This window comes from Methanoculleus sp. DTU007, assembly GCF_001512385.1.
Taxonomy (GTDB): Archaea; Halobacteriota; Methanomicrobia; order Methanomicrobiales; family Methanoculleaceae; genus Methanoculleus; species Methanoculleus thermophilus.
The window spans coordinates 43,773-67,483 of sequence record NZ_LFRO01000102.1 but is presented as its reverse complement, the minus strand read 5'-3'; the positions used below and the strand labels follow the sequence as shown (position 1 = coordinate 67,483).

29 protein-coding genes and 1 pseudogene are annotated in these 23,711 nt (G+C 59.3%); 8 read left to right on the top strand and 22 right to left on the bottom strand.

Features of this window, described 5'->3' with window-relative positions; all coding sequences use genetic code 11:
• Positions 1–4 precede the first annotated feature (4 nt).
• Entirely contained in the window at positions 5–277 is a 273-nt protein-coding gene (gene groES / locus ACI94_RS10390; protein ID WP_066956295.1) for a co-chaperone GroES, read from the bottom strand.
• A gap of 138 nt (positions 278–415) precedes the next feature.
• On the opposite strand from groES, the gene ACI94_RS10385 reads away from it, so the two are divergent.
• Positions 416–829 (top strand): winged helix-turn-helix transcriptional regulator, encoded by a 414-nt coding sequence (locus ACI94_RS10385; RefSeq protein WP_083524766.1) that lies wholly within the window; start codon positions 416–418, stop codon positions 827–829.
• A 23-nt stretch (positions 830–852) separates the two neighbouring features.
• Here the strand turns inward: ACI94_RS10385 and ACI94_RS10380 are convergent, their stop codons facing one another.
• The 10 genes from ACI94_RS10380 to ACI94_RS10335 all read right to left on the bottom strand — a co-directional run bounded on the left by ACI94_RS10380 (position 853) and on the right by ACI94_RS10335 (position 7,259).
• Positions 853–1,305, bottom strand: coding sequence for an RDD family protein (locus ACI94_RS10380; protein WP_273259100.1), 453 nt, complete (start codon positions 1,303–1,305; stop codon positions 853–855).
• A gap of 118 nt (positions 1,306–1,423) precedes the next feature.
• Positions 1,424–2,170 (bottom strand): proteasome assembly chaperone family protein, encoded by a 747-nt coding sequence (locus ACI94_RS10375; protein ID WP_273259101.1) that lies wholly within the window; start codon positions 2,168–2,170, stop codon positions 1,424–1,426.
• Entirely contained in the window at positions 2,152–2,319 is a 168-nt protein-coding gene (locus tag ACI94_RS10370; RefSeq protein ID WP_083524767.1) for an RNA-protein complex protein Nop10, read from the bottom strand. The genes ACI94_RS10375 and ACI94_RS10370 overlap by 19 nt, the downstream gene beginning before the upstream one ends.
• 6 nt (positions 2,320–2,325) lie before the next feature.
• Positions 2,326–3,105, bottom strand: a complete 780-nt coding sequence (locus tag ACI94_RS10365; protein WP_066956306.1) for a translation initiation factor IF-2 subunit alpha — start codon at positions 3,103–3,105, stop codon at positions 2,326–2,328.
• Between the two features lie 7 nt (positions 3,106–3,112).
• Positions 3,113–3,301, bottom strand: a complete 189-nt coding sequence (locus ACI94_RS10360; RefSeq protein WP_066956309.1) for a 30S ribosomal protein S27e — start codon at positions 3,299–3,301, stop codon at positions 3,113–3,115.
• 6 nt (positions 3,302–3,307) lie between these two features.
• The gene (locus ACI94_RS10355) at positions 3,308–3,586 is read right to left on the bottom strand and encodes a 50S ribosomal protein L44e (protein ID WP_066956312.1); all 279 of its coding nucleotides are present in this window, start codon (positions 3,584–3,586) and stop codon (positions 3,308–3,310) included.
• A gap of 38 nt (positions 3,587–3,624) precedes the next feature.
• Positions 3,625–4,290, bottom strand: coding sequence for a hypothetical protein (locus ACI94_RS10350; RefSeq protein WP_066956315.1), 666 nt, complete (start codon positions 4,288–4,290; stop codon positions 3,625–3,627).
• A gap of 3 nt (positions 4,291–4,293) precedes the next feature.
• Positions 4,294–5,418: a DNA primase small subunit domain-containing protein gene (locus tag ACI94_RS10345; protein ID WP_066956318.1), complete on the bottom strand. Its 1,125-nt coding sequence runs from the start codon at positions 5,416–5,418 to the stop codon at positions 4,294–4,296.
• Positions 5,415–6,989: a tRNA uridine(34) 5-carboxymethylaminomethyl modification radical SAM/GNAT enzyme Elp3 gene (locus ACI94_RS10340; RefSeq protein ID WP_066956961.1), complete on the bottom strand. Its 1,575-nt coding sequence runs from the start codon at positions 6,987–6,989 to the stop codon at positions 5,415–5,417. Before ACI94_RS10340 ends, ACI94_RS10345 begins: the two co-directional genes overlap by 4 nt.
• A 3-nt stretch (positions 6,990–6,992) precedes the next feature.
• Positions 6,993–7,259: a UPF0058 family protein gene (locus ACI94_RS10335; protein WP_083524768.1), complete on the bottom strand. Its 267-nt coding sequence runs from the start codon at positions 7,257–7,259 to the stop codon at positions 6,993–6,995.
• A 67-nt stretch (positions 7,260–7,326) separates the two neighbouring features.
• On the opposite strand from ACI94_RS10335, the gene ACI94_RS10330 reads away from it, so the two are divergent.
• Positions 7,327–8,199: an ADP-ribosylglycohydrolase family protein gene (locus ACI94_RS10330; RefSeq protein ID WP_066956321.1), complete on the top strand. Its 873-nt coding sequence runs from the start codon at positions 7,327–7,329 to the stop codon at positions 8,197–8,199.
• 2 nt (positions 8,200–8,201) lie between these two features.
• Here ACI94_RS10330 and ACI94_RS10325 read toward each other — a convergent pair whose 3' ends face one another.
• Positions 8,202–8,654 carry a UPF0179 family protein gene (locus ACI94_RS10325; RefSeq protein ID WP_066956324.1) on the bottom strand — a complete coding sequence of 151 codons (453 nt, stop codon included), beginning with the start codon at positions 8,652–8,654 and terminating at the stop codon, positions 8,202–8,204.
• 4 nt (positions 8,655–8,658) lie between these two features.
• Positions 8,659–9,741, bottom strand: coding sequence for an NAD(P)-dependent glycerol-1-phosphate dehydrogenase (locus tag ACI94_RS10320; RefSeq protein WP_066956327.1), 1,083 nt, complete (start codon positions 9,739–9,741; stop codon positions 8,659–8,661).
• 11 nt (positions 9,742–9,752) lie between these two features.
• Between ACI94_RS10320 and ACI94_RS10315 the strand changes: the two genes are divergently transcribed.
• Genes ACI94_RS10315 through proS form a run of 3 tightly spaced genes read left to right on the top strand, consistent with a single transcriptional unit; the run spans position 9,753 to position 12,626 of the window.
• A complete protein-coding gene (locus ACI94_RS10315; protein WP_066956331.1) occupies positions 9,753–10,598 on the top strand; it encodes a DUF63 family protein in 846 nt (281 codons plus the stop codon).
• Positions 10,591–11,157 (top strand): stage II sporulation protein M, encoded by a 567-nt coding sequence (locus ACI94_RS10310; RefSeq protein WP_066956334.1) that lies wholly within the window; start codon positions 10,591–10,593, stop codon positions 11,155–11,157. Before ACI94_RS10315 ends, ACI94_RS10310 begins: the two co-directional genes overlap by 8 nt.
• 35 nt (positions 11,158–11,192) lie before the next feature.
• A complete protein-coding gene (gene proS, locus ACI94_RS10305; protein ID WP_066956336.1) occupies positions 11,193–12,626 on the top strand; it encodes a proline--tRNA ligase in 1,434 nt (477 codons plus the stop codon).
• On the opposite strand, the gene ACI94_RS10300 is transcribed toward proS, so the two are convergent.
• Positions 12,620–13,081: a hypothetical protein gene (locus ACI94_RS10300; protein WP_066956339.1), complete on the bottom strand. Its 462-nt coding sequence runs from the start codon at positions 13,079–13,081 to the stop codon at positions 12,620–12,622. The two genes, proS and ACI94_RS10300, sit on opposite strands and share 7 nt — an antisense overlap.
• 398 nt (positions 13,082–13,479) lie before the next feature.
• Between ACI94_RS10300 and ACI94_RS10295 the strand changes: the two genes are divergently transcribed.
• The gene (locus ACI94_RS10295; protein WP_066956342.1) at positions 13,480–14,400 is read left to right on the top strand and encodes a DUF362 domain-containing protein; all 921 of its coding nucleotides are present in this window, start codon (positions 13,480–13,482) and stop codon (positions 14,398–14,400) included.
• Between the two features lie 3 nt (positions 14,401–14,403).
• Here ACI94_RS10295 and ACI94_RS10290 read toward each other — a convergent pair whose 3' ends face one another.
• Positions 14,404–14,964 (bottom strand): manganese efflux pump MntP family protein, encoded by a 561-nt coding sequence (locus tag ACI94_RS10290; RefSeq protein WP_066956345.1) that lies wholly within the window; start codon positions 14,962–14,964, stop codon positions 14,404–14,406.
• 96 nt (positions 14,965–15,060) lie between these two features.
• Between ACI94_RS10290 and ACI94_RS10285 the strand changes: the two genes are divergently transcribed.
• Positions 15,061–16,998 (top strand): agmatine deiminase family protein, encoded by a 1,938-nt coding sequence (locus ACI94_RS10285; protein WP_083524792.1) that lies wholly within the window; start codon positions 15,061–15,063, stop codon positions 16,996–16,998.
• Here the strand turns inward: ACI94_RS10285 and ACI94_RS10280 are convergent.
• From ACI94_RS10280 to ACI94_RS10255, 6 genes and pseudogenes are all read right to left on the bottom strand, one after another.
• On the bottom strand, positions 16,958–17,584 hold the full coding sequence (locus ACI94_RS10280; protein WP_083524769.1) for a TMEM175 family protein: 627 nt from the start codon (positions 17,582–17,584) through the stop codon (positions 16,958–16,960). The genes ACI94_RS10285 and ACI94_RS10280 overlap by 41 nt on opposite strands.
• 48 nt (positions 17,585–17,632) lie before the next feature.
• Positions 17,633–18,178 carry a nitroreductase family protein gene (locus ACI94_RS10275; RefSeq protein ID WP_224732721.1) on the bottom strand — a complete coding sequence of 182 codons (546 nt, stop codon included), beginning with the start codon at positions 18,176–18,178 and terminating at the stop codon, positions 17,633–17,635.
• Positions 18,171–18,644, bottom strand: a pseudogene (locus tag ACI94_RS10270) (SagB/ThcOx family dehydrogenase); the annotation flags it as partial. The gene ACI94_RS10275 and the pseudogene ACI94_RS10270, both read right to left, overlap by 8 nt.
• Before the next feature lie 117 nt (positions 18,645–18,761).
• Entirely contained in the window at positions 18,762–18,911 is a 150-nt protein-coding gene (locus tag ACI94_RS10265; protein WP_224732722.1) for a hypothetical protein, read from the bottom strand.
• Between the two features lie 45 nt (positions 18,912–18,956).
• Positions 18,957–20,453, bottom strand: coding sequence for an MFS transporter (locus tag ACI94_RS10260; RefSeq protein WP_066956350.1), 1,497 nt, complete (start codon positions 20,451–20,453; stop codon positions 18,957–18,959).
• Positions 20,454–20,728: 275 nt separating this feature from the next.
• Positions 20,729–21,541, bottom strand: coding sequence for a glucose 1-dehydrogenase (locus ACI94_RS10255; RefSeq protein ID WP_066956355.1), 813 nt, complete (start codon positions 21,539–21,541; stop codon positions 20,729–20,731).
• 193 nt (positions 21,542–21,734) lie between these two features.
• On the opposite strand from ACI94_RS10255, the gene ACI94_RS10250 reads away from it, so the two are divergent.
• Positions 21,735–22,121 carry a response regulator gene (locus tag ACI94_RS10250; RefSeq protein WP_066956358.1) on the top strand — a complete coding sequence of 129 codons (387 nt, stop codon included), beginning with the start codon at positions 21,735–21,737 and terminating at the stop codon, positions 22,119–22,121.
• On the opposite strand, the gene ACI94_RS10245 is transcribed toward ACI94_RS10250, so the two are convergent.
• Positions 22,096–23,364, bottom strand: a complete 1,269-nt coding sequence (locus ACI94_RS10245) for a sensor histidine kinase (protein ID WP_286681394.1) — start codon at positions 23,362–23,364, stop codon at positions 22,096–22,098. The genes ACI94_RS10250 and ACI94_RS10245 overlap by 26 nt on opposite strands.
• Positions 23,365–23,711: the final 347 nt, after the last annotated feature.

Sequence of the window (23,711 nt, the reverse complement as noted above, 5' to 3'; positions counted from 1 at the left end):
CTCCTCACTCAATCTTTGCCAGGATGTCCTTGAACGGGACAAAGATATACGTCTCTGAATCGATCTCGAACTTATCCGCGCTGTAGCCCCCGTACAGAACATGGTCCCCCGGTTTGAGGGGAAGCTTGGTACCATCGTCGCGCTCACCCACTGCAACGACGATTCCCTCTTTTTTTCCTTCCTGCGCGGATTCAGGAATATAGATACCGCTCTTCGTAACTTCCTCTTTTTTTGTGGGTTTCAGTAGAACCCGTTCGCCAATCGGAATAATCTCCATGAGCCTATCACTTCCAGAGATTATTTGCGTCCTTCTCTTTGGACGCTCAAATATTTATATCTTATCAAAATTGTAGATATCATTTCGACTTTATTGATAACTTTTATATTTCATCCAATCCATATCCATCACCAACCCATGGCGCCAATGGCAAGACAGATAATATTTCGGCAGATCGAGAGGCCGCGAGGTGGACAGGGGTATGACGACCTTGAGTGGTTCTTCAAGAGCCTCGGCATTGGAGAGGGGAGGGATATCGAACAGATCGCTCAGCGGATCGTCATCACCCTCCTTGAGCACCAGTTGCCCGGGACCGGAGTGTCGGTGGAGCGGATATCCCAGGACCTTGAGATCTCCAGTTCACGCGTCAACCACCATATCCGAAACCTTATCGATGCCGGTGTCGTTTACCGTCACAAAAGGCAGATCTACCTTCGGGGGAACTCTCTCCAGTCGATGGTGCGGGAACTGCGCAAAGACGCCCTCAGGGTCCTCGACGATCTTGAGGCCGCGGCTGTGGAGATCGACCGGAAGTTCGGCATCGACGAGTGAGCCCGGCCCCGGAGGACTGTCTCTCACTCATCATGCTTTATGCAGGTGACCCCCTCCGGCTCTTCGCTCTCCCGGGTCTCGATCACGATGGTATCCGAGATCCGGTTAAAGAGCCTCTGTTTTGAGCCGGGCATGGCAAGCCACCCAATCAGGCAGTCGGGAACCAAAAAGAAGGCTTTTCCGAAACTCTCAAGGGCAGCGGCACCAAGCCTGATCTCTTCGCCGGCACGGCCGGTGACACGGATCTTCAACGCCATCTTGCCGATGGACTGACCCCGGTACCCCTCGAGCAGCGTCCAGTAGACGAAGAGGGCAAGAGAGGAGAGGCTGAAGGAGAGGAGACCGGGGTCGATCGTGATCCGCCATGCCGGCGGCAGCCAATCGGAGAGCGCCCAGAACGGCAGCCCGATCACGATGATATCGACCAACCAGGCCCAGAGCCGCGTCTCCCACCTGGCGAGGTAGAGGGGGACCATACTCTTCTTTTTATCGATCTTTGCGGGCCTTAAGGATTGGTATCGCCGGTTCGCGGGTGGTCGGTGCAGGGGACCGCATCCCTCAAAACGGTTCACCCATGCAAAAATGCGGAGGCTACTAACCGATGTAACTCAGTTCTTCGCGACCCCGGGCCTCTTCGGTCTCCTGGATCTTTGCTATGATCTGCTCCATGGCCTCAGCGCGCTGCTGCAGGCTGGTCGGGTCGACATCGATCCCGATCAGGCGTGAGAGGACCGCAAGAAGGCTGTCGGCACTCCTTGGGTCGACGATATATCCGCTTGTCTCGCCCATCAGGCAGATCCCCTCGATCCCCCGCATCTTGCCGAGGCCGAGCAGGAGTCCTGATGCTCCCATGATCATGCCGCCGCCTTTGGCGTTCTCAAACGACCCTCCGGCCGCCTCCACTTCCGGCCGGAGATGCTCCATGTTGACCGAACAGAGTACTCTTGGGTGTTCGACCAGGTGCCCGACACCGTATCCGCCGAGTGTATAGATCCGCCGGACACCGAGGCTCTCAGCAATATCCAGATAATGCTCGGTCAGAATATAGTGGCCTTCGGCCGAGTTGCTCTGGAAGTCGCCCACTAAAAAGAGGGCTGCCTTCCCGTCTTTCTCGCAGCGGTAGATCTCGTTGTTGACCAGGTGCGTGACGCCATGCCCATCGACGATCACCTGCGGCGGGAAATAGATCGAATAGATCTCTGCTATCTTCTCGGCTGCCAGTTCGGAGATCATGTGATCGGCAACGAGTCTCCCGACGTGCCCGATGCCGGGCAGGCCCTCGATCAGGATCGGAGCGTCGATGTCTTCTTCCCGAAGAAAGTTTACTCTGACGTCTTCCATCTGCGTGCCGCTCTCCTGTAACTACAGTATCTATCCTCCGGTGAAAAGCGTGCCGGATGGGCCGGCCGGGACGGTCGGCCGCAGACCGGGCATACCGGAGAGAGTGTATATCTTCCGTCCTGTGGACAACGGCGAATACGACTGCTCATACCGTTTTATCCGGCCTTCTGCTTCCGGATAAACTTGCCGGATCCGCCTGCCCGCTCGACTACACCGACGGCGGCATTTGCTGCCTTCTCGATAGCTTTTTCCGCCGACTTATAATCTGGCGCAGTAACTTTTATCCGGTAATTTGGAGCCCCAATGTAGATCAGGTCGATCTCGATATCCTCGATCTTCGGCTGTGCGCTCCGGAGCGCCCGCCGGATCACATTGACGCCATCAGGTCGCGGGGATGTCAGGACGAGGTTTCCTGTGATCGTAACCCGTGGAACTTTTACGTTCTCGTGCGCAAGGGCAATGAGTGATTCTTTGACAGATTTGTCGAGTTTCAGTTTCTCTACAGCCTCGCCGCCGGTGGTGACGATATCCTCGAAGGCCGGGTACAACTGGCCGTATTCATGATATATGGCATCCTCGATTACCCTGCGGTCCACGCCCGTCGCCTCGGACGCGAACCCGATCCATTTCGTGGCCTTCTGTTCGTTCTTCCACTCGTGGATCTTCTCGCGCCGCTGGTGCTCGTTGACATCCTTTAACGAGAGATCGATGTGGCCACGATCTGGATCCACACCCAGGACTTTGCAGACGACTTTCTGTCCCTCCCGTATGTAATCCCGGATGTACTTAATCCAGCCCCGCGCTATCTCGGATATCGGTATGAGCCCTTTTCGCTCGTTGTACTCATCCAGGGTCACGAACGCCGCAAAGTCCTTCACGTCCACGACCGTGCAGACGACGAGTTCTCCTTCTTCGGGCCACTCTCTCTCGTGCATGAAATAATCACTCGAGTACTGCCAGTATCTCAGCCTTTATATCAGCTTTCCCACCGCGGGGTTCTGCAAGAATACGCCCGCAGACGTTGCACTCCACAACGGTGCTTGCTTTCTCAAAGACTACCTGTTCGTTCTCACAGTCGGGGCACTTTACCCGGAGGAATGTGCTCCTGTTCTCTCTGTTCATCCGGACCATAATATCTTACTCCGTAAGCTCAAATTTGCCGAGCCTGAACCCCGGCCGGAGGTGCGCTTTTCCACAGACCGTGCACCGGTATTTGACGTTGATCCTCTTTGTCGGCTTGTCGCCGCCGGGCACCTTGCTGAACTTGCCCATGTTGCCCACCGTGCTCCTGCGCCCCTTCTGGCGGTCGATCCAGTTGAAGTGGCGCACTTTGCCCTTCTTTACCTTTACGACCTCGTGGATCTGGTGATTCCTGCAGAATGGGCAGTACGTCTTGAACTTTGATGGCATTTTCATAATAATAGCCTCTATTTGATTGATTTCGAGTACCTATATTACTTGTTAAGCCTAATATTTAAGGCTATGTCGTGCTCGCAGAGCACATCCGCATTGCTTTCCGGCAGGGTGACGATATCACCCTTCTTTAAGATATAGACTCTGCCGTCTACTCCCATGAACGACTCTATATCGGTGCGTATATGCACAAGAGCGTAGGGGGATGGGGCCGGGCGGGGGGCAGCGGCTGTCTCTTCCTCCGGTTCGTCGGCCATCGCCGTCTCTTCGACTTTATCGAGGTCTCTTGCGGCGGTTGTGGATCTCTCGCCAAGCGACGTCTCTTCTCCGTGGATGAGCGCCTCCCGGCAAGCCTCGATAGCGTCGACGATCTGCTCGTACATCACCCGCTCCTGCGGGAGCATCTTTCGGGCCTCGTCCTTGTCGAAGTACTGCCCCTCGATCTGCTGGAACGCAAGGTCGAGGATCTGCCTGGTCCGGATGGAGAAGATCTCCTGCACCGTCTCGGTGACGCTCCCGATCTCCTCGATGATCAGGCTTCCCATCCTGCTCTCCAGGGGGTTCTGCAGGCTGTAATAGTCGGCCTTCAGCTTCTCGATATGCGCCCGGGCCTCCTCGTAGAGACTGGGCTCAATCTCGGAGAGCCCTCCCGAGTGGTGCATGTCAAGCAGCGCCTGGCGGAGTCGTTCAAGAGGATCGGCAGCCATCGGTTACCTCACACCTCCGGCTATCTCCGCCATGTTCCGGCAGCAGAGGAAGACCGCGAGTGCCTCGGGGACGCTTACCGTACCCGTCTTCAACGTGTAGGTATTTCCGAGCAGAGATGTGGTGATGTTTGCCTTCACGTCAATCCGCACCTCCCGCTCGCCGAAGACCACCGCGTCCACGAGCGGGTCGAAGTCCGCGAGATCGCAGATCTCGAGCGGCACGACCCGCATGCCGCTCCCGCCATGGAGGGACCCGGGCGCCCGGATCAGCCGTTTGATGTCGGTCGTGACCGGTTCATCCGCACGTGCCCCTACATCCCTGATCCGGCCCTCAAACTCGGGTGCGGCCACGAGTGCCCGGACGACGCGGTTTTGCAGGAGGTCACTTGGGGCCTTCTTGAGATGTGCATCCAGATGTGCGACGAACTCCGAGGCCGTTCGTTTGCTGATACCATCAAGTCCTGCAAGATACGCTATCGCCTCGGCAGGTGGAAGGCCGGAAAGCCAGGAGAGGTGGGTGCGGAGCGCCTCACCATAGCGCCACCGCCATCCGGGCCGGGTGCTCCTGTCTCCCGGTGCAAGCATCGCGTCCGGGTCAAGCCCTATGCCGCAGACATAATCGACGATCTCACGCCGTTCCGGGCTTCCCCATCCCCGGACGGCGATATCGGTGACGTGAACGTGGTAGCCCCGTCCTCCGGAGAAGGCAATCCTGATCTGGTTTTTGGAAAATCCGAGTTCATCGGTCAGAATCCCGATCAATTTCTCGGTCTCCTCCTTGACCCGTGCAAGCATTACCGGGTAGGGGCCGCGGACGATCTGGTCGGCATCGAGATCGAAGATCAGGTCAGCGCCGGCCCAGTGCTTCTCGCTCATCGTCGGCGCTGATGGTGTCTGGTAGTAGGCCGTTGAGTAGTAGGCGTGAGCGGGCACCAGACTCCTCACGTACGCGTTGAGTTCTTCGCGGTCCACAAATGCCATGTGCCGCCGCATCCGGATCTCTGCCGCGGCATCAAAGAAGACAAATCCCCACTCGCGCTGCTCAAGGGACGACGGAGCGGCGATGTTCTGCCTCTGGTAATACTCGCCAAACCTCTGCTTGACAAACTCGAGCGTCGCGGGCTTCATGGAAGCGTCTTGATCATATATGGGCCCACTCGTTCATATCCCTGTTTCCTGTAGTAGGGCCGCACCCCGACACCGCTCATCACCGCGAGCCGCCGATAGCCGTGATCGCGAGCCTCCTCTTCCGTCTCGGAGAGGAGTTCGCTGCCGTAACTGCGGTGCTGCCAATCTCTGGCGGTCGCCGGGGTGCTCAAGGGGACCATGCTCCCGTAGACATGGAGCTCGCGCAGGAGTGCTGCATCAGCGAGCTCCTCGCGGAATGGCCGGTATGGGAACCGGAGTCGGGCGAACCCGACGAGGGTGTCTACCGAACCCGCCTGGATGAACCGCTCCTCCCCACCGCAGGCCTGGTAGGTGTAGGTCGAGATCGCGACTTCCTCCGGCGCAGGCGTTCTGCCCACCTCGCGGCACCGGATGCACCGGCAGCGGAGCCCCTGCTCCCGGAGCCGCGCCCCTGCAAGCTGGCGGAAGTTGCTGTGCCGCGAGCCCGCGACGATCAGTTTTGCCGGAATGTCCCGCTGGATTCGCTGGAGGCGGACGTACTCCGGGAGGAGAGATTTTGCGTAGGCGACAAGATCGATCAGCTCCTCCTCGGTGTAGGGCCGGTACTCCCCCCGCTCCCAGAGGGCCTCGATCTCGGATCCCGGAGTAACCAGGGTCGGGTAGATCTTTAAGAAGTCCGGCCGGAACCGCGGATCAGCGAAGAGCTCCTGAAACATCCGCCGGTCGTCCTCCATACTCGCGCCGGGGAGGTTCGGCATCACGTGGAACCCTACCTTCAACCCGGCATCCCGAAGGAGGCAGTTTGCCTCGACAGAGTCCGCGACCGCGTGGCCCCGGCGGTTGTACTCGAGGATCCGGTCGTCCAGGTGCTGGACGCCAAGTTCCACCTTGGTCACGCCCATCCTAAGCATCCGGTTGATATGCTCCTTTCGGCACCAGTCCGGCCTTGTCTCGAAGGTTGTCGCGACGCACCTGACTCGCGCTGACTCGTTTGCGGCAAATATCGCCTCCAGGTCGGGCAAGGCCGGCGCCATCCCGACCCGGGGGTAATCGTTCATCGCCTGCACGGCGGCCCCGACGAACCACTCCTGGTACTCGAGAGGTCGGGCGGTCATCGTTCCGCCCATCACGATCATCTCCGCCTTGTCGACGTGGTGCCCGAGCGCCTCGAACTGTCCAAGTCGAGCCTGGACCTGCTTGTAGGGATCATACTCGTGCTCCCGGGCGCGGAGCGCCGCCGGCTCCTCACCTGTGTAACTCTGGGGAGAAGCAAAGGGGTGTTCCGGTCCGCCGGGGCAGGGGAGACACTTCCCATGGGGGCATGGGTGCGGGGAGGTCATCACCGCGACCGGCGCCACCCCCGAGAGGGTCCGCGTGGGTTTGACGAGGAGGAGCGGCCGGAGCACTTTGCGTTCCTCTGGTGTCGCGGCGGCAAGAATTGCGGAACTCTTGGGCATATTGGCGCTATACTCCCTGCAGACGTCGAGTTTGATCTTCTGGACATCAACAGGGCCGGGCCCGGCAGAAAGGATGCGGGAGATGATCTCCCGGGAGATATCGGTATCGTTCATCATCTAATGTTCGGTTGCAATCTGTTCGGACTGAAAATCGGCGTGGTATTCGATGTATGGGTTGTGATGAGTTCTAATGTGCTGGACGATCTCTTTTCCCAACGTGAGAATAGCCTTTTTATGTGAGACTTTATTCTTATGGATATGGACGGGTGAGATGTGGAGAGCGTCGTACTGATCGGTCGGAATCACTTCCCCGGTTGTGCTTTCATAATACTTTTTAATGTGAACTAGCAGCATGTGTAAGTGGAGCAGCTCTTCTTTTTGCACAATATCACCTTTCCTCGAAGAATACTACTGTCCGCGGGTAGATATAATTTGTTGGTGATCTTTTTATATGCACAAGCCGCGCGCACTTGGGGCGTTCATAGGGCTTGCAATCGGCGATGCTCTAGGCGCGCCCCTGGAAGGCCTTCCCCCGCGTCCGATTGCCGTAACGGAGATGGAGGGAGGCGGAATTCATGACACCCTTCCGGGGGAGTATACCGACGATACCCTGCAGGCCACAGCCCTGGCAGAGAGCCTTGTCGAGTGTGGGGAGTTCGATCCCGATGACTTTGCCCGACGCCTGGTTTTGGTATACCGCGCCCATCCGAAGTTCTTTGGGCCGACGTCAGGAGCCGTCCTCGACTTGATCGAGAGGGGGGTCGCCCCGGAGGATGCCGCAAGGAGGGTGCATGAGGCACGCGGGGGGAGCAGGAGCAACGGAAGCGTAATGCGCGGGATCCCGATCGGCATCTTCTACCCGCCAGAGGAGGTATGGGAGGTGAGCCTTGCCGCGTCCCGCGTCACCCACCACGACTCGACCGCCGGTGAGGCCTCGGCATTCGTCAACCGGATGGTCAGCGGGATGTGCCGGGGAGAGACGGCCGATACGGCATTCAGCCGGGCCCTCGATCTCTCTAGAGATCCGGAACTCAGGGGACTGCTCGAGGATTACCGGGCCCACGCGCCCGAGCCATCGCTTGATGCCGTCATCTGCACTCACTGCGCCGTTAGGATCTTTATGGAGGCGTCGTCTTTTCGCGATGCGGTCGTTTGGGCGGTCAACCTCGGTGGCGACGCCGATACCGTCGGCGCGATCGTCGGCGGCCTTGCCGGGGCGCACTTCGGGATCGAGTCAATCCCGGCGTCGTGGCTCTCGGCGCTCCGTGACCGAAAAGACCTTCTTAGCCTTGCACAGCGGCTCTTTGCAGAGAGCAGACCGTAATATCAGACCGGCCGAAGTTCCACAAGTTTTAAGGAGCGGCCCCGCTCGCAGATCTCGGGCGCGTTGCCGAGGACCTCTCCGACAATATACTTTCCCTTCTCGATGATGCCGTCGGGATGGCAGAGCGAGTAACTCCGACAGTCCGTGCGTGAGCAGGAGGACTCATATCGCACCTGCGAGTTCGCTATAGCCATATCAGCGCTGATGAGCGCAACGACGGGGGCCTCGGCAACATCAACCGCGACTGCCGCTTCGTGGTGGACCGGACACTCGTGTCGGGTATTTGAGCGGATCCCCATGATCCGATACTTCTTCCCGGGTTGCAGGTTATGGCAGACCTTGCTCACCTTGCAGTTTTCACATTCCGGGCACGTGGTGCCTTCGTATACGAATTCAAGCCCTTGCTTTGCGAGTGCTGCGCCGATGAGGGTCACTTTTGTCTTCTCGTTTGCCATAACCTCACTCCCGGTAGAGCATCTTCACGAGTTCGCGTGCCGATTCTTGCGTCAGCCCCATATCCAGTATCGTGAACCGCTCCGGACGGATCGTCCGGGCGGCAAGCAGCGCTTCTACTGCCGTCTCGTCATCGATCCCGATCTCGGCCGGGGTGGTCGGTGCGCCGATCTTTCGCAGGGAGTCGCGGATACCCTCCCAGTCGCCGCCATGGAGGTACATCGTGATGATCGCCCCGATTCCGCATTTCTCGCCGTGGAGGCCCTTTCCAGGTGCGAGTTTATCCAGCGCGTGGGAGAACTTGTGCTCTCCGCCGCTGCCGGGGCGGGACGACCCCGCGATGCTCATCGCAACCCCGGACGAGACCAGCGCCTTCGTCACGATCCAGGCGCTCTCCTCGGAATGGGGTTTAATGAGGTCGGCATTCTTAAAGAGGATCTCGGCGGTCATCCGCGAGAGGGTCAGCGCGTATTCGGAGAGCTGTTCGCCCCGGAGGCGGTGGGCGAGTTCCCAGTCGAGGACCGCGGTGCAGTTTGCCATGATATCTGCACACCCCGATGCCAGCAGGCGGTGGGGTGCCGATGCGATGATCTCGGTATCGGCAACGACCGCGATGGGGGGTTCGGCGGAGAGCGAGACATTCCCGTCGGCGGTCGGGACCGAGGCCCTTGACGAGGCGATGCCGTCGTGAGAAGCGGCGGTGGGTACGCTGATGAAGTGGCGGTCGGTGTTGTAGGAGGCGATCTTTGCCGTATCGATGACCCGGCCCCCGCCGACGCCGATGACAAACCCGACCTCGGCCGATGCCGCCTCGGCCTTCTTGATCGTATCGAGGTAGTCGGTGCCGCTTGTAGTAAATATAGTGGTATCATACGACCCGGAAAGGAGCGCCTCGACTCTCTTTCCGGCGACATCTTTGGTCTGATCCCCGGATATGATGAGCACAGAGTCACCGAGATCAAGGTCTTCGCAGATGGCCGGGAGCTGCTCGATGACGCCGTGTCCGATGACGACGTCCCGAGGGAGCTGCATCCACTTGGACTTGTCAAAAACCTTGGTTCTGAGTAGGTTTATCCGGTCTGCGCTCATTTAGATCAGTAATGATTAGGGAGTTCATCTACAAATATTACATAGATCCCATTCGCTACGGTGAGGCGTATACCCTCGTCGATACATTGACCTATGCCCTGATCCTCATTGCAGCCGTCTATCTCGTTTATCGGGGGCTCCGGCGGTACAAGATTGCCGTCGACGACGAACTGGTGCTTGCGACCCTGCCGTTTGTTGTCCTGGGCGGGCTTCTTAGGGTTGTTGAGGATACCGGGATGATCACGTCCGATCTACGGTTTCTCCTGATCACGCCCCTGATCTTCTTTGTGATCTTTGTGATTGCGGTGGTGGCTCTCTTTGCGGGAAAGTTTGCTGAGAATGCCGGGTTGATCTCCCGCTACAGCTGGTTCTACGGTGGGGCAGGGGTCGTCGCCTGCCTCGCCGCCGGTGCGGCCCTGATCTGGTTCGGCCTTACTGAGACGCAAATCGCGCTTAATGTACTCGCTGTCATCCTCACTCTTGCCGCCGTAACGTCGCTTGCGCTCTGGGCGTTTCTGGTCTATGTGCTCAAGTGGGATTATGCCTCGAATATTCTCTATAAACTTCTCATCTTCGGGCACATGCTGGATGCGAGCGCAACAAGTTACGGGATCGACCTGCATCCCATCCACTATGTTGAGCAGCATGTCGTGGGCTCGAACCTGATTGAGATTACCGGCACCGCATTCTCGATGTTTCTCCTCAAGATCGCGGTACTCATCCCTGCGATATACGTCCTTGAGTTGTATCGGCGGGAAGGAAATCCCGATCTCTGGCACCTCATCCTGCTTGCGATGATCGTCGTCGGCATGGCCCCGGGGATCCGGGATCTGGTGCGGATGGTGCTCTATGTCTGAAGTGTTCCCTCTCCGGGCCACGATCCTTGCGGCCGTCTTCTTTGCCGTCTCGGTAGGTCTAGGAGCCGTCACCGTGGTCAGCGATCCGGCGGTCGGCGAAGAACTTATGGCCCTCTTTGCCGAGCAGGTGGCAGGTCAGATCCTATCGGACTCTCCGGCAATCCTTGCCTGGAACCTGTTCTTGAATAACCTCTCCACCTGTCTCCTCCTCTTCCTCGGCGGAGCTTCGTTTGGTGTGGTTACGTTGCTGATCCTCTCGGTCAACGGTCTCCTGATCGGTGCGGTGACCGAACTTGTGCGCGAGCAGCAGGGTCTTGCCTTCATCGCGGCGGCGCTTGTGCCGCATGGCATCTTTGAGATCCCCGCCTTCCTCATAGCGGGTGGCCTCGGTCTCCTCCTCGGGCAGGAACTCCTCGCGGAGTGGCGGGGTGGTGGTGATGCCGCCGCCCGGGCAGCGAATCTTTCCCGCCTATTCCTCCGGATCGTCGTCCCGCTTCTTGCGGTTGCAGCGGTCGTGGAGGCATTTATTACGCCGGCAATCCTAAGTATGATCGCTTAATGAGCCAGATCAATAGTTTTTGAGGTACGAGTTGGATGGAAGAATCTACAGGCGCACTCCCCCGGAAAGATGATTTTTCCCAGTGGTATAATGAGATCCTCTGGCGAGCTGAGATCATGGACGTCCGCTACCCGGTCAAGGGGCTGTACGTCTGGTATCCCTATGGGTTCGGCATACGGAAGCGTGCATATGGCATACTCCGCGACCTGATGGATCGCGATCATGAAGAGACGCTCTTCCCTCTCCTGATCCCCAAGACCGAGTTCATGAAGGAGGCCGAGCACATCAAGGGCTTCGAGGACGAGGTCTACTGGGTCACTCACGGCGGCACGAGCGAGCTCGATGTGCCGCTTGCCCTCCGGCCGACGAGCGAGACCGCAATCTACCCGATGTACTCCCTCTGGATCCGGTCGCACACGGACCTGCCGTTGAAACTCTATCAGATCGTCAATACGTTCCGTTACGAGACGAAGCATACCCGTCCGCTCATCCGTCTCCGGGAGATCACATCTTTTAAGGAGGCACATACCGTCCATGCAACCCGCGAGGAGGCCGAAGAACAGGTCGAAGCCGCTCTTGCCCTCTACAAGGAGTTTTACGACGCTCTCTGCGTCCCGGTGATCCTCTCCCGCCGTCCGAGCTGGGACAAGTTCCCGGGTGCCGACTACACCGTCGCGGTCGATACCATCATGCCTGACGGCAAGACGCTCCAGATCGGCACGGTGCACATGCTCGGCGATCACTTCTCCCGCACCTACGATATCACCTACGAGGATGCAAACGGAGACCAGCAGTACGCCTATCAGACCTGCTACGGGATATCCGAGCGGTCGATTGCCGCCGTGATCAGCGTCCACGGTGATGACAAAGGGCTCGTCCTGCCGTCGGCGGTCGCCCCGATCGAGGTCGTCATCGTCCCGGTCATCGTCGGGACGCGGCGCGATGAGGTGCTCTCGGCCGCTGCAGAGCTTGAATCGGAACTCAAAGGCGCCGGATTCACCGTGAAACTGGACGACCGGGATATGCGCCCGGGAGCGAAGTACTACCACTGGGAGATGCGTGGTGTACCGCTCCGACTCGAGATCGGGCCGCGGGATATCGACTCGAACACGGTCGTTGCCGTCACGCGCACGGGGCGGAAGGTCAAACTCGATCGTCGGGGCGTTGTTGAAGGGATCTCCTCGATCTTTGCAGAATTTAGAGGAGAACTCTTCGAGGCTGCAAAGCAGGCGATGGCCGACCGGATCACCGTCGTCGCGACCCTCGAGGAGGCCGCCAGTGCGGTGAAAAGCGGCGTTGCGGTCGCTCACTGGTGCGGCTCACAGGAGTGTGCAGAAAAGATTGAGGCGGCGACGGATGCGAGCATCCTCGGGTCCGATATCCGGTCGGACCTGGTCACCGTCTCGGACGGCCCATGCATCGCCTGTGGCGGCAAAGGCACGTCAACTCTGATTGCGCGGACTTACTGACAGCAGGATGGGCAGATATACGTTTTTGGATGCTCAGGGGCCGAGAGGTCTCCTGAGATTACCGCTTTTCCGCCGGTGAAGAATATTCTGCCGCATTTTGCGCACCGCTTCGGGAGCAGCCGCTCCCAGCGGCTCATCGGAACTTCCAGAGTGAATTGCATCTTCTCTGCGTCGGCGGGGTTGCACTGGGCGAGTTCCTCGTACCGTGAGAGGATCTGCATGACCTGGAACGGGTTTGCTCCCCTGCTGCAGAACCGATTGAAGACAAATAATTGAAAGATCATCCACCCTAGGTCGGAGCGCTCAAGGGTCTCCTCATATTCGCTGCAGGTACCGTCGTCATCATCGAGGGAGTACCCGCAGAGGGGGCAGCGCCCACCCACGAGTTCATCCAGGAAGACCTCTTCGTGGCAACTGGGACAGGTGGTGTGGGGGGTATGCATTCTGGAAGTCATGGTTGTACTGGCCTCATTCCTTTTGCTCTTTCAGAGACTTGCGACCTCACTTTATGCCTCTTTGAGGCGTTTCTGGCGGGATTCGCGGTCTCCGAGATAGCCTGAGGTTTTATTACGTATTGCGCTGGGGGTACTCTTATACATGTCGAATGAGGCCGCTGGATTTAACCCCCAAAGTGCAGGGCATGGCTCTCCTGCGGAGATGATGAACGAGTCTTTCGGGGTTGGACGGCTCTCGATAAGCGTTTTGCTCTCACTCTTCTTGCCGGGCAGAAAGTGTCTGGCTGGAGGCCATGGAGACCAACTTCTCCTACAGCGCATATCCCATGGTACCGGTCATGTTTTGGAAAAGAGGGCTGCACGGAGGATATTTATACATCGGGGGGTAATCTGCGCGCATGGCATCCCCAGCAGCATCTCAAGTCTATATCATCGATGCATCGGATCGCGATCACGCCATCGAGACCCTCTGGCGCGAGACTGGTTCCCCAATGCTACGCGGAAAGACTGTTGCTGTCAAGGCGAACTTCAATAGTGATGACCCGTTCCCTGCAACGACCCATCCTGATACGCTGGAGGCGATCTTTAGGCAGATCAGGAACGCAGGTGCCCGGTCGATCATGCTGGGGGAGCGGAGCGGGATGGGAGAGACAAGAACCGTCTTGAAGAATCGGGGGATCATCGATCTCGCGGAGCGGGCTGGAGCGGAGGTGGTGGTGCTCGACGTTCTCGAATCCGACGGCTGGAAGGCTGTGCCGCCAGATGGTCTCCATTGGAAGCGGGGATTTCTGATCGCCCGGACCTTCTCTGAAGCGGATGCGGTGGTCCAAACCTGCTGCTTGAAGACTCACCGATTTGGGGGCCACGTCTCCCTCTCGCTCAAGAACCTGGTGGGGACCGTGGCGGAACGGGACCCTAGAGACGGTTACAACTACATGGCGGAACTGCACTCCTCGCCGCACCAGCGCCGGATGATCGCCGAGATCAGCCGGTTCTGCCCCTGTGATGTCGCCATCATGGATGCAACGCAAGGTTTCTCGACCGGTGGGCCAGAGCGGGGCGACGTCATTGCGCCGAACGTCATCCTTGCCAGCACCGACCGTGTCGCCCTTGATGCTGCCGGGATCGCCTTGCTCCGTCTTTACAACTCGACGCCGGAGGTGATGGAGGGCCGGATCTTTGAAATGGAGACCATCGCCCGCGCTGCCGAGCTCGGTCTCGGCGTCCGGTCGGCGGAGGACCTCCGGCTTGTCGCGCTCGACTCGGAGAGCAAAGAGCTCGTCCTCGATATGCGGAGGATTCTGGACGAGTCCGCCTGATTATTAGAAGAGGAGATGGTCGAGCAGGATCCGGAGACCGATCCCGATAAGGATCACCCCACCGAGGATCTCGACCTTCCTTCCGAAGATCCGGCCGAACGAACTTCCCACGAGCACGCCGGCGGCGGAGAGAGCAAAGGTTACAAGACCGATCGTGACCACGGGCCAGAGTATTGGGGTATCGAGAACGGCAAATGTGATGCCGACGGCGAGGGCGTCGATGCTCGTTGCGATGGCGAGCAGTAGAAGCGTCGCGATGCCTCCTGTGGTAAACTGAACGCTTTCGCCCTTCTCCAGCACCGCCTCGATGACCATCCGCCCGCCGATCAGGGCAAGCAGGATGAAGGCGATCCAGGGAGCGTATGCCCCGACAAACGAGGCGAGGTTCACCCCGCCGAGCCAGCCAAGCACCGGCATCGCGGCCTGAAACCCACCGAAGAGTCCTCCGATAATGAGAGCCCACCGGACCCGGTCTTCCCGAACAGTGGTGCCTCCGCTGATCGAGACGGCAAACGCGTCCATTGCAAGCCCGGCTGCTATGAGGAGGACCGTCACAAATTCCATTTATACGAGGTTCGACGCGGGGCGGGATAATGCTATGGCCGTTTGCGGATGCTATAAGATGCCCTAGAGCCCTACCAATACGGAGTGATGGAAAAGATGAGCACACTGACGATCGGCCTTATCCAGACGGCGGTGGGGATGGACCCCGACCGCAACCTGGCTCACACACTTGATATGGCGAGAACGGCGATCGCCAGGGGCGCCCGGATTCTCTGCCTGCAGGAACTCTTCCGGGTCCCCTATTTCCCGCAGTACGAGGATGCAGACGCCTCGGACTACGCGGAGACCATACCGGGTCCTTCGACCGATGCGTTCTCGGCGCTTGCCCGGGAGCATAACGTGGTGGTCATCGTGCCGGTCTACGAACGGACCGCGTCCGGCGAGCATTACAACACCGCGGTGGTGATCGATGCCGACGGGCGGCTCCTCCTCCCGGCCTACCGGAAGGTGCATATCCCCTACGATCCCCTCTTCTACGAAAAGACCTACTTCCGGCCTGGAGACCGATATCGAGTTTATGATACTCAATACGGCCGGATTGCCGTGCTCATCTGCTATGACCAATGGTTCCCGGAGGCCGCAAGAGCTGTCGCGCTGCAGGGTGCGGAGATCATCTTCTACCCGACCGCCATCGGCAGGATTGCCGGGGAGGAGCCACCTGAAGGCGACTGGCGTGATGCGTGGGAGACGGTTCAGCGGGGCCATGCGATAGCAAACAGTGTTCACGTCGCTGCCGTCAACCGGGTGGGCACTGAAGGGGATCTCCAGTTCTTCGGGAGTTCCTTTGTTGCCGATGCGTTCGGGAACGTCCTTGCCCGGGCAAGCGAGACCTCCGAGGAGGTCATTGTCGTGGAGGTCGACCTCGCGGAGAACGAGACCATCCGGGATGGCTGGGGTTTCTTCCGGAACCGGCGGCCGGAGACCTACCGGCCGCTTACCCGCCGGCTCCCCCCGGGGAAGACCCCTGTGAGTTTAGGCTACCGCATGCCGGCGGAATGGGAGCCGCACGATGCCGTCTGGCTCTCCTGGCCCCATGACCGGGAGACGTTTCCCGATCTTGCCAGCGTAGAGCGGACCTACATCGAGATCATCGCGGCTCTGCGCGGGTCCGAGACCATCAACCTCCTCGTCACGAGCGAAGCGATGCGCACCCGGGTTGAGGCGATGCTTGAGGAGGTAGGCCTCGATACACGGGGCATCAGGTTCCACATTGTAGATTATGCCGACGTCTGGTTCCGGGACTACGGGCCGACGTTCGTCCTCAATCAAAAGAGTAAGAGCCTTGCGATGGTGGACTGGACCTTCAACGCCTGGGGGGAGAAGTACCAGGAACTTATGGAGGATACCCGGATCCCGCTCATCATGAACCGCGAACTGGATCTTCCCGTCTTCACCCCCGGTATTGTTCTTGAGGGGGGAGCGATCGATGTGAACGGGTGCGGCACGGTGCTCACGACGGAGTCCTGCCTCTTAAACCCGAACAGGAACCCGCACCTCTCCAGGGAGGAGATCGAGGCCTACCTGGAGGCCTACCTCGGCGCAGGAAACGTCATCTGGCTAAAGCAGGGGATCGCCGGCGACGACACCGACGGCCATATCGACGATATCGCCCGGTTCGTGGGGCCGACGACCGTCGTCTGCGCCCTAGAGGAGAACGAGGACGACGAGAACTACGCGATCCTGCAGGAGAATTATGAGATCCTTACGGCGTCGACCGACCAGGACGGGAACCCTCTGACAGTCATCCCGCTCCCGATGCCGGGAAGGGTCGGGGGCGCGAAGCGGTTGCCGGCAAGTTACGCGAACTTCTACATTGGAAACCGTGTCGTGCTGGTGCCGGTCTTTAAGCATCCAAACGACGAGATTGCCATAGCCCGACTCAGGCAGGTCTTCCCCGACCGTGAGGTCGTCGGGATCGACTGCACGGCGATGGTTGCTGGTCTTGGCGCGATCCACTGCATCAGCCAGCAGCAGCCGTCGGTCGTGCCGTCCCTCACCTGCTCGGGGGCAGAAAGCGCATCACGAGGGGAATGAGCGCGTAGATCACGGTGCTCCACGTCCAGCCGGCGAGGGCGAGCAGGATCGCGATGGCCGAGACGATGGGGACAACCATCCCCCGTCTGCTTCCGCGCCATAGATCGGTGCCGGGATGAACGAGGCGGCCGCTGTGTGTGGCGTAGAACCACTGCGCGGCAAACAGCAGGCCGATGGCGAGGAGGTTTGCCTCGAAGATGACCGCCGCGAAGATCTCGTCCGGGTAGTCGCCGATAAGGGAGACGGAGAACGGCACGAGCGCAACAAACATGAGCGCCGTGATGTTGATCCAGAGGAAGCGGCGGTCGATAACCTTGAGATGGTCTACCTGGGCGTGATGGGCTATCCAGAAGGCGGCAAGGATGAAGAAGGCGAGGAAGTAGTGGTAGAGGTCGGGGAGGTAACCGGCGAGCATTGCCATGAGGGCGGCGTCCGAGAGGTCGTGGGCCCCCTCCGGAACGTCAAGGCTGATGACGAGGAGGGTCATGGCGAAGGCGAATATGCCGTCGGTGAGTGCCTCCATCCTGTTCTTCGGAAAGCCGGCTGGTGCTCCGGCATCTCTGCCAGTTTCGTCTTCTCGGGCCATCTCGAATGATCCCTGATAAGGAATGAGGGTCCGTTCCAGCGGGTTCTCTCACCATGCGTTCTGGTGCACTCTATCCTCGCGGTAGCGGTCAACCGGCGGGGGGCGTGCGGCCGGGTGGCCAAGTGTGACGAGGGCGAAGGGAAGAACGGAGTCCGGGAGCGAGAAGAGGTTTGCAAACCCGAGCACCCGATCGGGGTCCGGGTAGATGGCAGTCCAGACCGCGCCGAGCCCGAGCGCGTGAGCAGCGAGGAGGATGTTTTGGGTCGCCGCGGCGCAGCCCTGCACCGAGATGTCGCGGTCTTCCGGGTGGCTTAAGTCCGCACAGACGAGGATCGCGAGCGGTGGAGGTGGGCGGATCTTGGCATACGGGCTGACGGCAGGAATTCTAGCGAGAATATCCGGGTCGTCGATGGCGATAAAGTGCCAGGGCGGCTCGCTCCCGGAGAACGGTGCCTGCATCGCGGCGGCGAGGAGGCTTTTCGCCGTCTCCGGAGCGACCGGACGATCGGTGTACTCCCGTACGCTTCGCCGGGTCAGAATTGCTTCGAGGGCGTCCATGATGGACCCCTGTGGACGGTTCTTGACTTCAAACATTCCCCGGGATCCCTCTCCCCACCGGCATAAGGTAGAGCGGCACCGTCTCCTCCGAAAGCTTGAGGACCTCGCGAACCGCGGCATCGTCGAACGCCCCCATGGCAACGGTAGCAAGATTCATCGTCTCTGCCTGGAGGTAGACATTCTGGGCAGCATGCCCGGTCTCCATGTATACGAACTGCATCCCCCGTTCTTCGCCGTATTTTGCGATCGTTCGCTCGGGGTCCGCGGCGATGACGAGCGTTGCCGGGGCGTCGCCGACCTGAGTCTGGTTGCGCGCCGCAACCTTGAGGGCCTCCCGCAGGTCCCCTCTCTCGAGGCGGACGAGTTGATGCCCCGCGGGATCGTAGTGGTAGGTCCCCGGCTCGAGATCGGTGACGCTTCCCGCGACGAGGTAGACCTCCAGGGGGTAAAGTGCGCCGGCGGAAGGTGCGGTCCGGTGGCCCGTGCTGTCCGTGATCCCTTGCGCTGCCCAGAGGACCTACCCGATCTCGGCGAGCGTGAGCGGCGTTTCGGCATAGACCCGGACCGACCGCCGGTTGCTGAGTGCCTGCTCTACGGAGATGCCGCTCTAGGTCCTTGGTTAGGGGTGGGTGATGACACTCTCTTCCTGTGGTGTCGACGTGCTGTTCTCACCCGGTGTCTGGAGTGTACCGATACATCCTGCGGCAAGAACTGCCATTGCGAGCAGCGCACTGATGATGATGCCTGCGTGCAGATATCTCCGATTCATAATATCGAAGTGAAATTCCTGGGCTATGATGGTTACCGATTCATCTTATCGTTTCTTCATTATCTTCTCCCGCCCCTTTCTGCGGTATCTGACCAATGAGAAGGGGAACTTCACGAGGTCGCGAAGACCACCTGCCGACGAGAAGTTTTGCATATCGCGCCTGACCCCGGCGAGAAGTTCGTCGACGACCTCCTGCTCCTTTGCCTCGCCTTCTTCCTGCACAGACGTCAGGCGATGAATTGAGTACAGCCCGAGGATGAAGGCGAAGAGGAAGAAGAACTCCCACTGCTGAAGATCGAGTGTGACAAAGACGAGTTCGCGTGCCGGGTCCCTCCAGATCAGAGTCCAGATGAGCTCACGCTCGGCAAAGAAGTCCACAAGAAGCCCGCCGAGGATCGGAGCCACCCCGGCGGCGACCGAATTGGCGAACGTGCTCGCTGCAAGGTAACTGGTTGCCTGGCCCTTTGGAGCCAGTTTCAGGCCGATGTTCCCCGAGGCAAGCGAGACCCCCGCAAGCGAGATCCCCATTAGGATGTGAATGAGGATGAGGAGGGGATAGGTCAGGATGTAGACATCGGGGAGGGTGACGAACATCCATGCAAAGATCGCGAGCATATAGAGCGGTCCGCTCACTGCGAGGACAGATTTGTTGGAGTACCGGTCGGCAACACCTCCCCATGACCGGTAGAAGGCGATATTCATGATCTGGCTGAGGACGCTGAGACCGACGACGAGCGAGACGTCAAGACCAATCCTCTGGAGCATATAGACCGTGAAGAATGGGGAGGCGAGGTTGACGGCAAAGTTCCACGAGGCAAGGAAGATGATGAGGTTCTTGAAGTTGAGATCCGCAAACGGCTTTTTGATCGCGGCAAAGAGGCCGTCCTCCTCGTATTCGACGACCATCCTGGGTTCTGGCGTGCGGGCGAGGAACGTGATCCCGATAAGGCCCGCGATGAGTCCTAGGGCAAAGAGGACGGAGTAGCCGTAGGTCGGGAGGTCAGGGAAGGCGATCTCCCACGAATCGATGAAGAACCCGGCAACGAGGCTGACGACGAGTGCAAGCGCTGTGGAGAGCGTGAGTCTGTTGGAGAAGAATGCGCCAAGCCGGTCCTGCGGTATCAGGTCACGCATCCAGGAGTTCCAGCCGCAGTGAGAGATTGCCGAGAATGCTGAGTACAGGACAATCGATGCGATGAGCACGAATATCCCCTGCCCGGGCGAGAGGAAGAACGGTATCAGAATGATAGGGACCCAGCAGAGGCGTGCCACGAGGGAGGCCGTAACAACGATCAGTCTCCGCTTCCGTATGCGGTCGACGACGTAGATGGACGGGATCTGCAGGAGTTCTGCAAGGGGCGAGATGGCGGAGAGCAGGCCGATCACGGTGTTCGAGGCCCCGAGTTGCAGGGCGAAGGCTACAAGGAAGATGCCGCCGGTCAACGTCACCATCGCTTGGGTGGCAAGGCCGTCCCAGATGACGAGTTTCAAGCCGTGGCCGATCTCTTCGTCTGTTAGCCCCTCTTTTGTCTCAAAGACCATACGTTGTCCGGTCTCCGTTTATGATGCTCAGGGATGCTCTTTGCTGCGCTGAGCCGCCCGGTGGCAGGCAGGCCTGCTCTACAGTGAATACTCCACAGCGGGCCCTGTTCCGGACAGCCGGTTTCGGGACCTACTGTATAAAAATAGGATTATATTAAGATGTTTAAACAAGTCACCTGGTTCGATTGAGTTTTCAGGTAGCCATCCGGGACTGATCCCGGCTGTTCACCGGCAGGAACTCTTTGAGCCTATCGTTTACTTTAATCTCGTCACTCTTAACTTCCCAACGACCACGGCGTTCTGAAATCGTTACAGAGGGTCAACCCGCCGTCAACGTAGATCGTCTGCCCGGTGATGTAAGCGGCTTCATCCGATGCAAGGAAGGCGAAGACCGCGGCGATCTCCTCCGGCTCCCCGGCGCGGCCGAGTGGAATATGCCCCTCGACGAGGGCTTTCTTCTCCGGGTCTTCCGCCCATTCACGGTTGATCGGGGTTCTAATCGCGCCCGGAGCGACCGTGTTGACCCGGATACCCTGTCCGGCATACTCGAGTGCAAGAGTCTTCCCGAGAGCTCCAAGTCCCGCTTTGCTTGCGGCGTATGGGGCATACTGGGGTTTTGGCATGGTCTCGTGGACCGAGGTGTTGTTGAGGATCACGCCCCCGCCGCCCCGGTCGAGGAAGTGCCTGATCGCTTCCCGTGAGCAGAGGAACGCGCCCCGGAGGTTCACCGCGAGGACCCGATCGTAGGCGTCCATACTCATCTCGTGGGTTGGGCTTGCGGCCTGGATACCGGCGTTGTTGATCAGGACATCAATCCTCCCCCAGGCCTTGAGAACCTCATCGAAGATGCGCTTGACGTCCTCTTCGTTTGCGACGTCCCCCTGGACAAGCATCCCCTTGCACCCCCTCTCGCGGATGAGGCTGCAGGCACCTTGAGCCTCCCCAAGCGTGATCTCCGCCTCCGTCTCGCTTGCATGGTAGTTGATCGCGACGTTTGCGCCTTCATCCGCAAACCTGATCGCCGTCGATCGGCCGATGCCGGTCGAGCCGCCGGTAATCAGGACGTTCTTTCCTTCCAGTCGCTTCATCTCACCTCACCTCCAGGTGGTCCGGGCACCCTGTGGAGTGTGTAGTTTATGAAATCTTGGGTGTGGGCGGGGGCCGCGGTGAAGAACCGAAAGACCGTTAATACCCCTTCACGATACCATTAAATCTGGTTGTCCACTGCTCGTGCGCCCGAACCGGCGCCGGAGGCCGGACGGGGCGGGAGATGTATGCGAGATGATCGGAACAGGTGGTGAAGATACGCGGATACTTGTCGTCGAGGATGACGGCATCATCGCGTTCGATATGGTGTCCCGCCTTGAAAAACTCGGGTACGGGGTTGTTTCGATTGCAGCGACAGGGGCTGATGCGATCCGCCGGGCGGAAGAGCTGCGGCCGCACCTGGTCTTCATGGATATCACGCTCATGGGTGATATGGACGGTATCGAGGCGGCGAAGATCATTCGTGACCGCTTCGGCAGCCGCATTGTTTACGTCACCGGACACTCGGATCCTTCCATCAAAAACCGGGCAATGGCAACGTCCCCCGCCAGATACATCTTAAAGCCATATACCACCGCGGATCTGATCTGCGCGATCAGGTGCGCTCTCCGGCCGGAGTAGCCCCGAGAGGGGGCACGTGCGGCTCCTCTCCGTTGAAGGCGATCGTCACCGTCGTGCCGCCGTCTCCCCGTATTGAGATCTCACCGCCCAGGTACTGCTCGACGAGGTATCGAACTGAGGGAAGGCCGGGGGTGGTGCCCGCGGCAATCTCCATTCCTTCCGGGATACCCACCCCGGTGTCCCGGACGGTAATGGTATATCTGCCTGTATGGTCGCGGTCGATCGCCAGTTCCATCGATCCGGTCATTCCGTCGGGGAATGCGTGCTGGATGACGTTGACAATCCGCTCGGTGAGGATGAATCCGGTGAACTGGGCAAGTTCGAGCGGCATCTCGACCCCCGGGGCACGCACTTTCCAGGCGATCTTCTCCGGGGGCACGTTGTAGGTCCTAAAGAGGGTGCCGGCGAGGCGGGCAATGTAATCCGCCATGCGGACACGGCTGAGGTTCTGCGAGAGGTGGAGTTCTTCGTGGGCGAGGGCGAGCGAGAGGATCTGCTGCTCGGTTGCCCGGACTGCTCTTCGTGCAGCGGGGTCGGTAAGGTGTGAGGTCTGCAGGTGCATGATGCTCGACACCGTCTGGAGTGCGTTGCGCATCCGGAAGTGAATGGCGTGGATCAACGCATCCTTCTCCTCCAGTGCTTTCCTGAGGTCCTGCATCGCTTCGACCTCGCGGGTGACGTCTTCTAGGATGACGGTCACCCCCGGTGCGCCGTCCTCGAAGACGATCGGGATGAACGTCGCGTGGAACTTCATCGTGTGCCCGTCCACTTCCCAGGGGAGTTTGCACCTGCGCTCCTGTCCCCGGAGAGCGGCGTGTATCATTTTGGTGATCTGCTGGCGGATGGGGCGGTCCGGGAGGAATGCCTCAATCGGATAACCGACGATCTCATCTCTGCCGGGGCAGAACTCGGTGCAGAATGCAGTATTGGCGAATACAATGCACAGGTTCCGGTCGAGGACGACGATCAGGTCGGATGTCAGCCCGAGGAGCGCAGAGACCGGCACCCGGTGCGCGAGGGTGTAGAGTTTCGCCGCCGCAACCCTGCGCACCTCGACCTGGCCTGCGGCATGGAGCATGCTCATGTACTTTGCCGTCACGTTTCTGCCGATGCCGAGTTTTCGGGAGATCTCGAGGATACTGAGTCCGTGAGGTTCCTTACGGAGGAGTTTCTTGATCTCTTCGAGTTCGAGCATCTCGCTCGTCATGCAGATCGCGCCTCCTCCGTACTTCTCCGCTGCCATGGTGGTTATTTATGATGTCCGCTCACCATAATTGTCGATATCTTGCCTCTGGAGAACCGGCTTGTGTGTAAAAAATTCATTTTTTTGCAAAAAATTCGAAATACGTTTCGAGAGGCTAAATTTTATTTCACAACATTTATCATAATCTTAGAGTGATCTGCATATAGTATATGCATGCATATCCGCGGGGCGAATCACTCACCCGGGGTTCTCCCCGATATCCCGTGGGACCTGGTCAGGTCCTCTGCACCACCACCCTAGACCCACCGGCGGCAGAGCACACCCGAATCATACACACCGGGGGGCAGAGAGCCCTTTCCCGTTGCCGCACGAGTTCTTCCTGACCT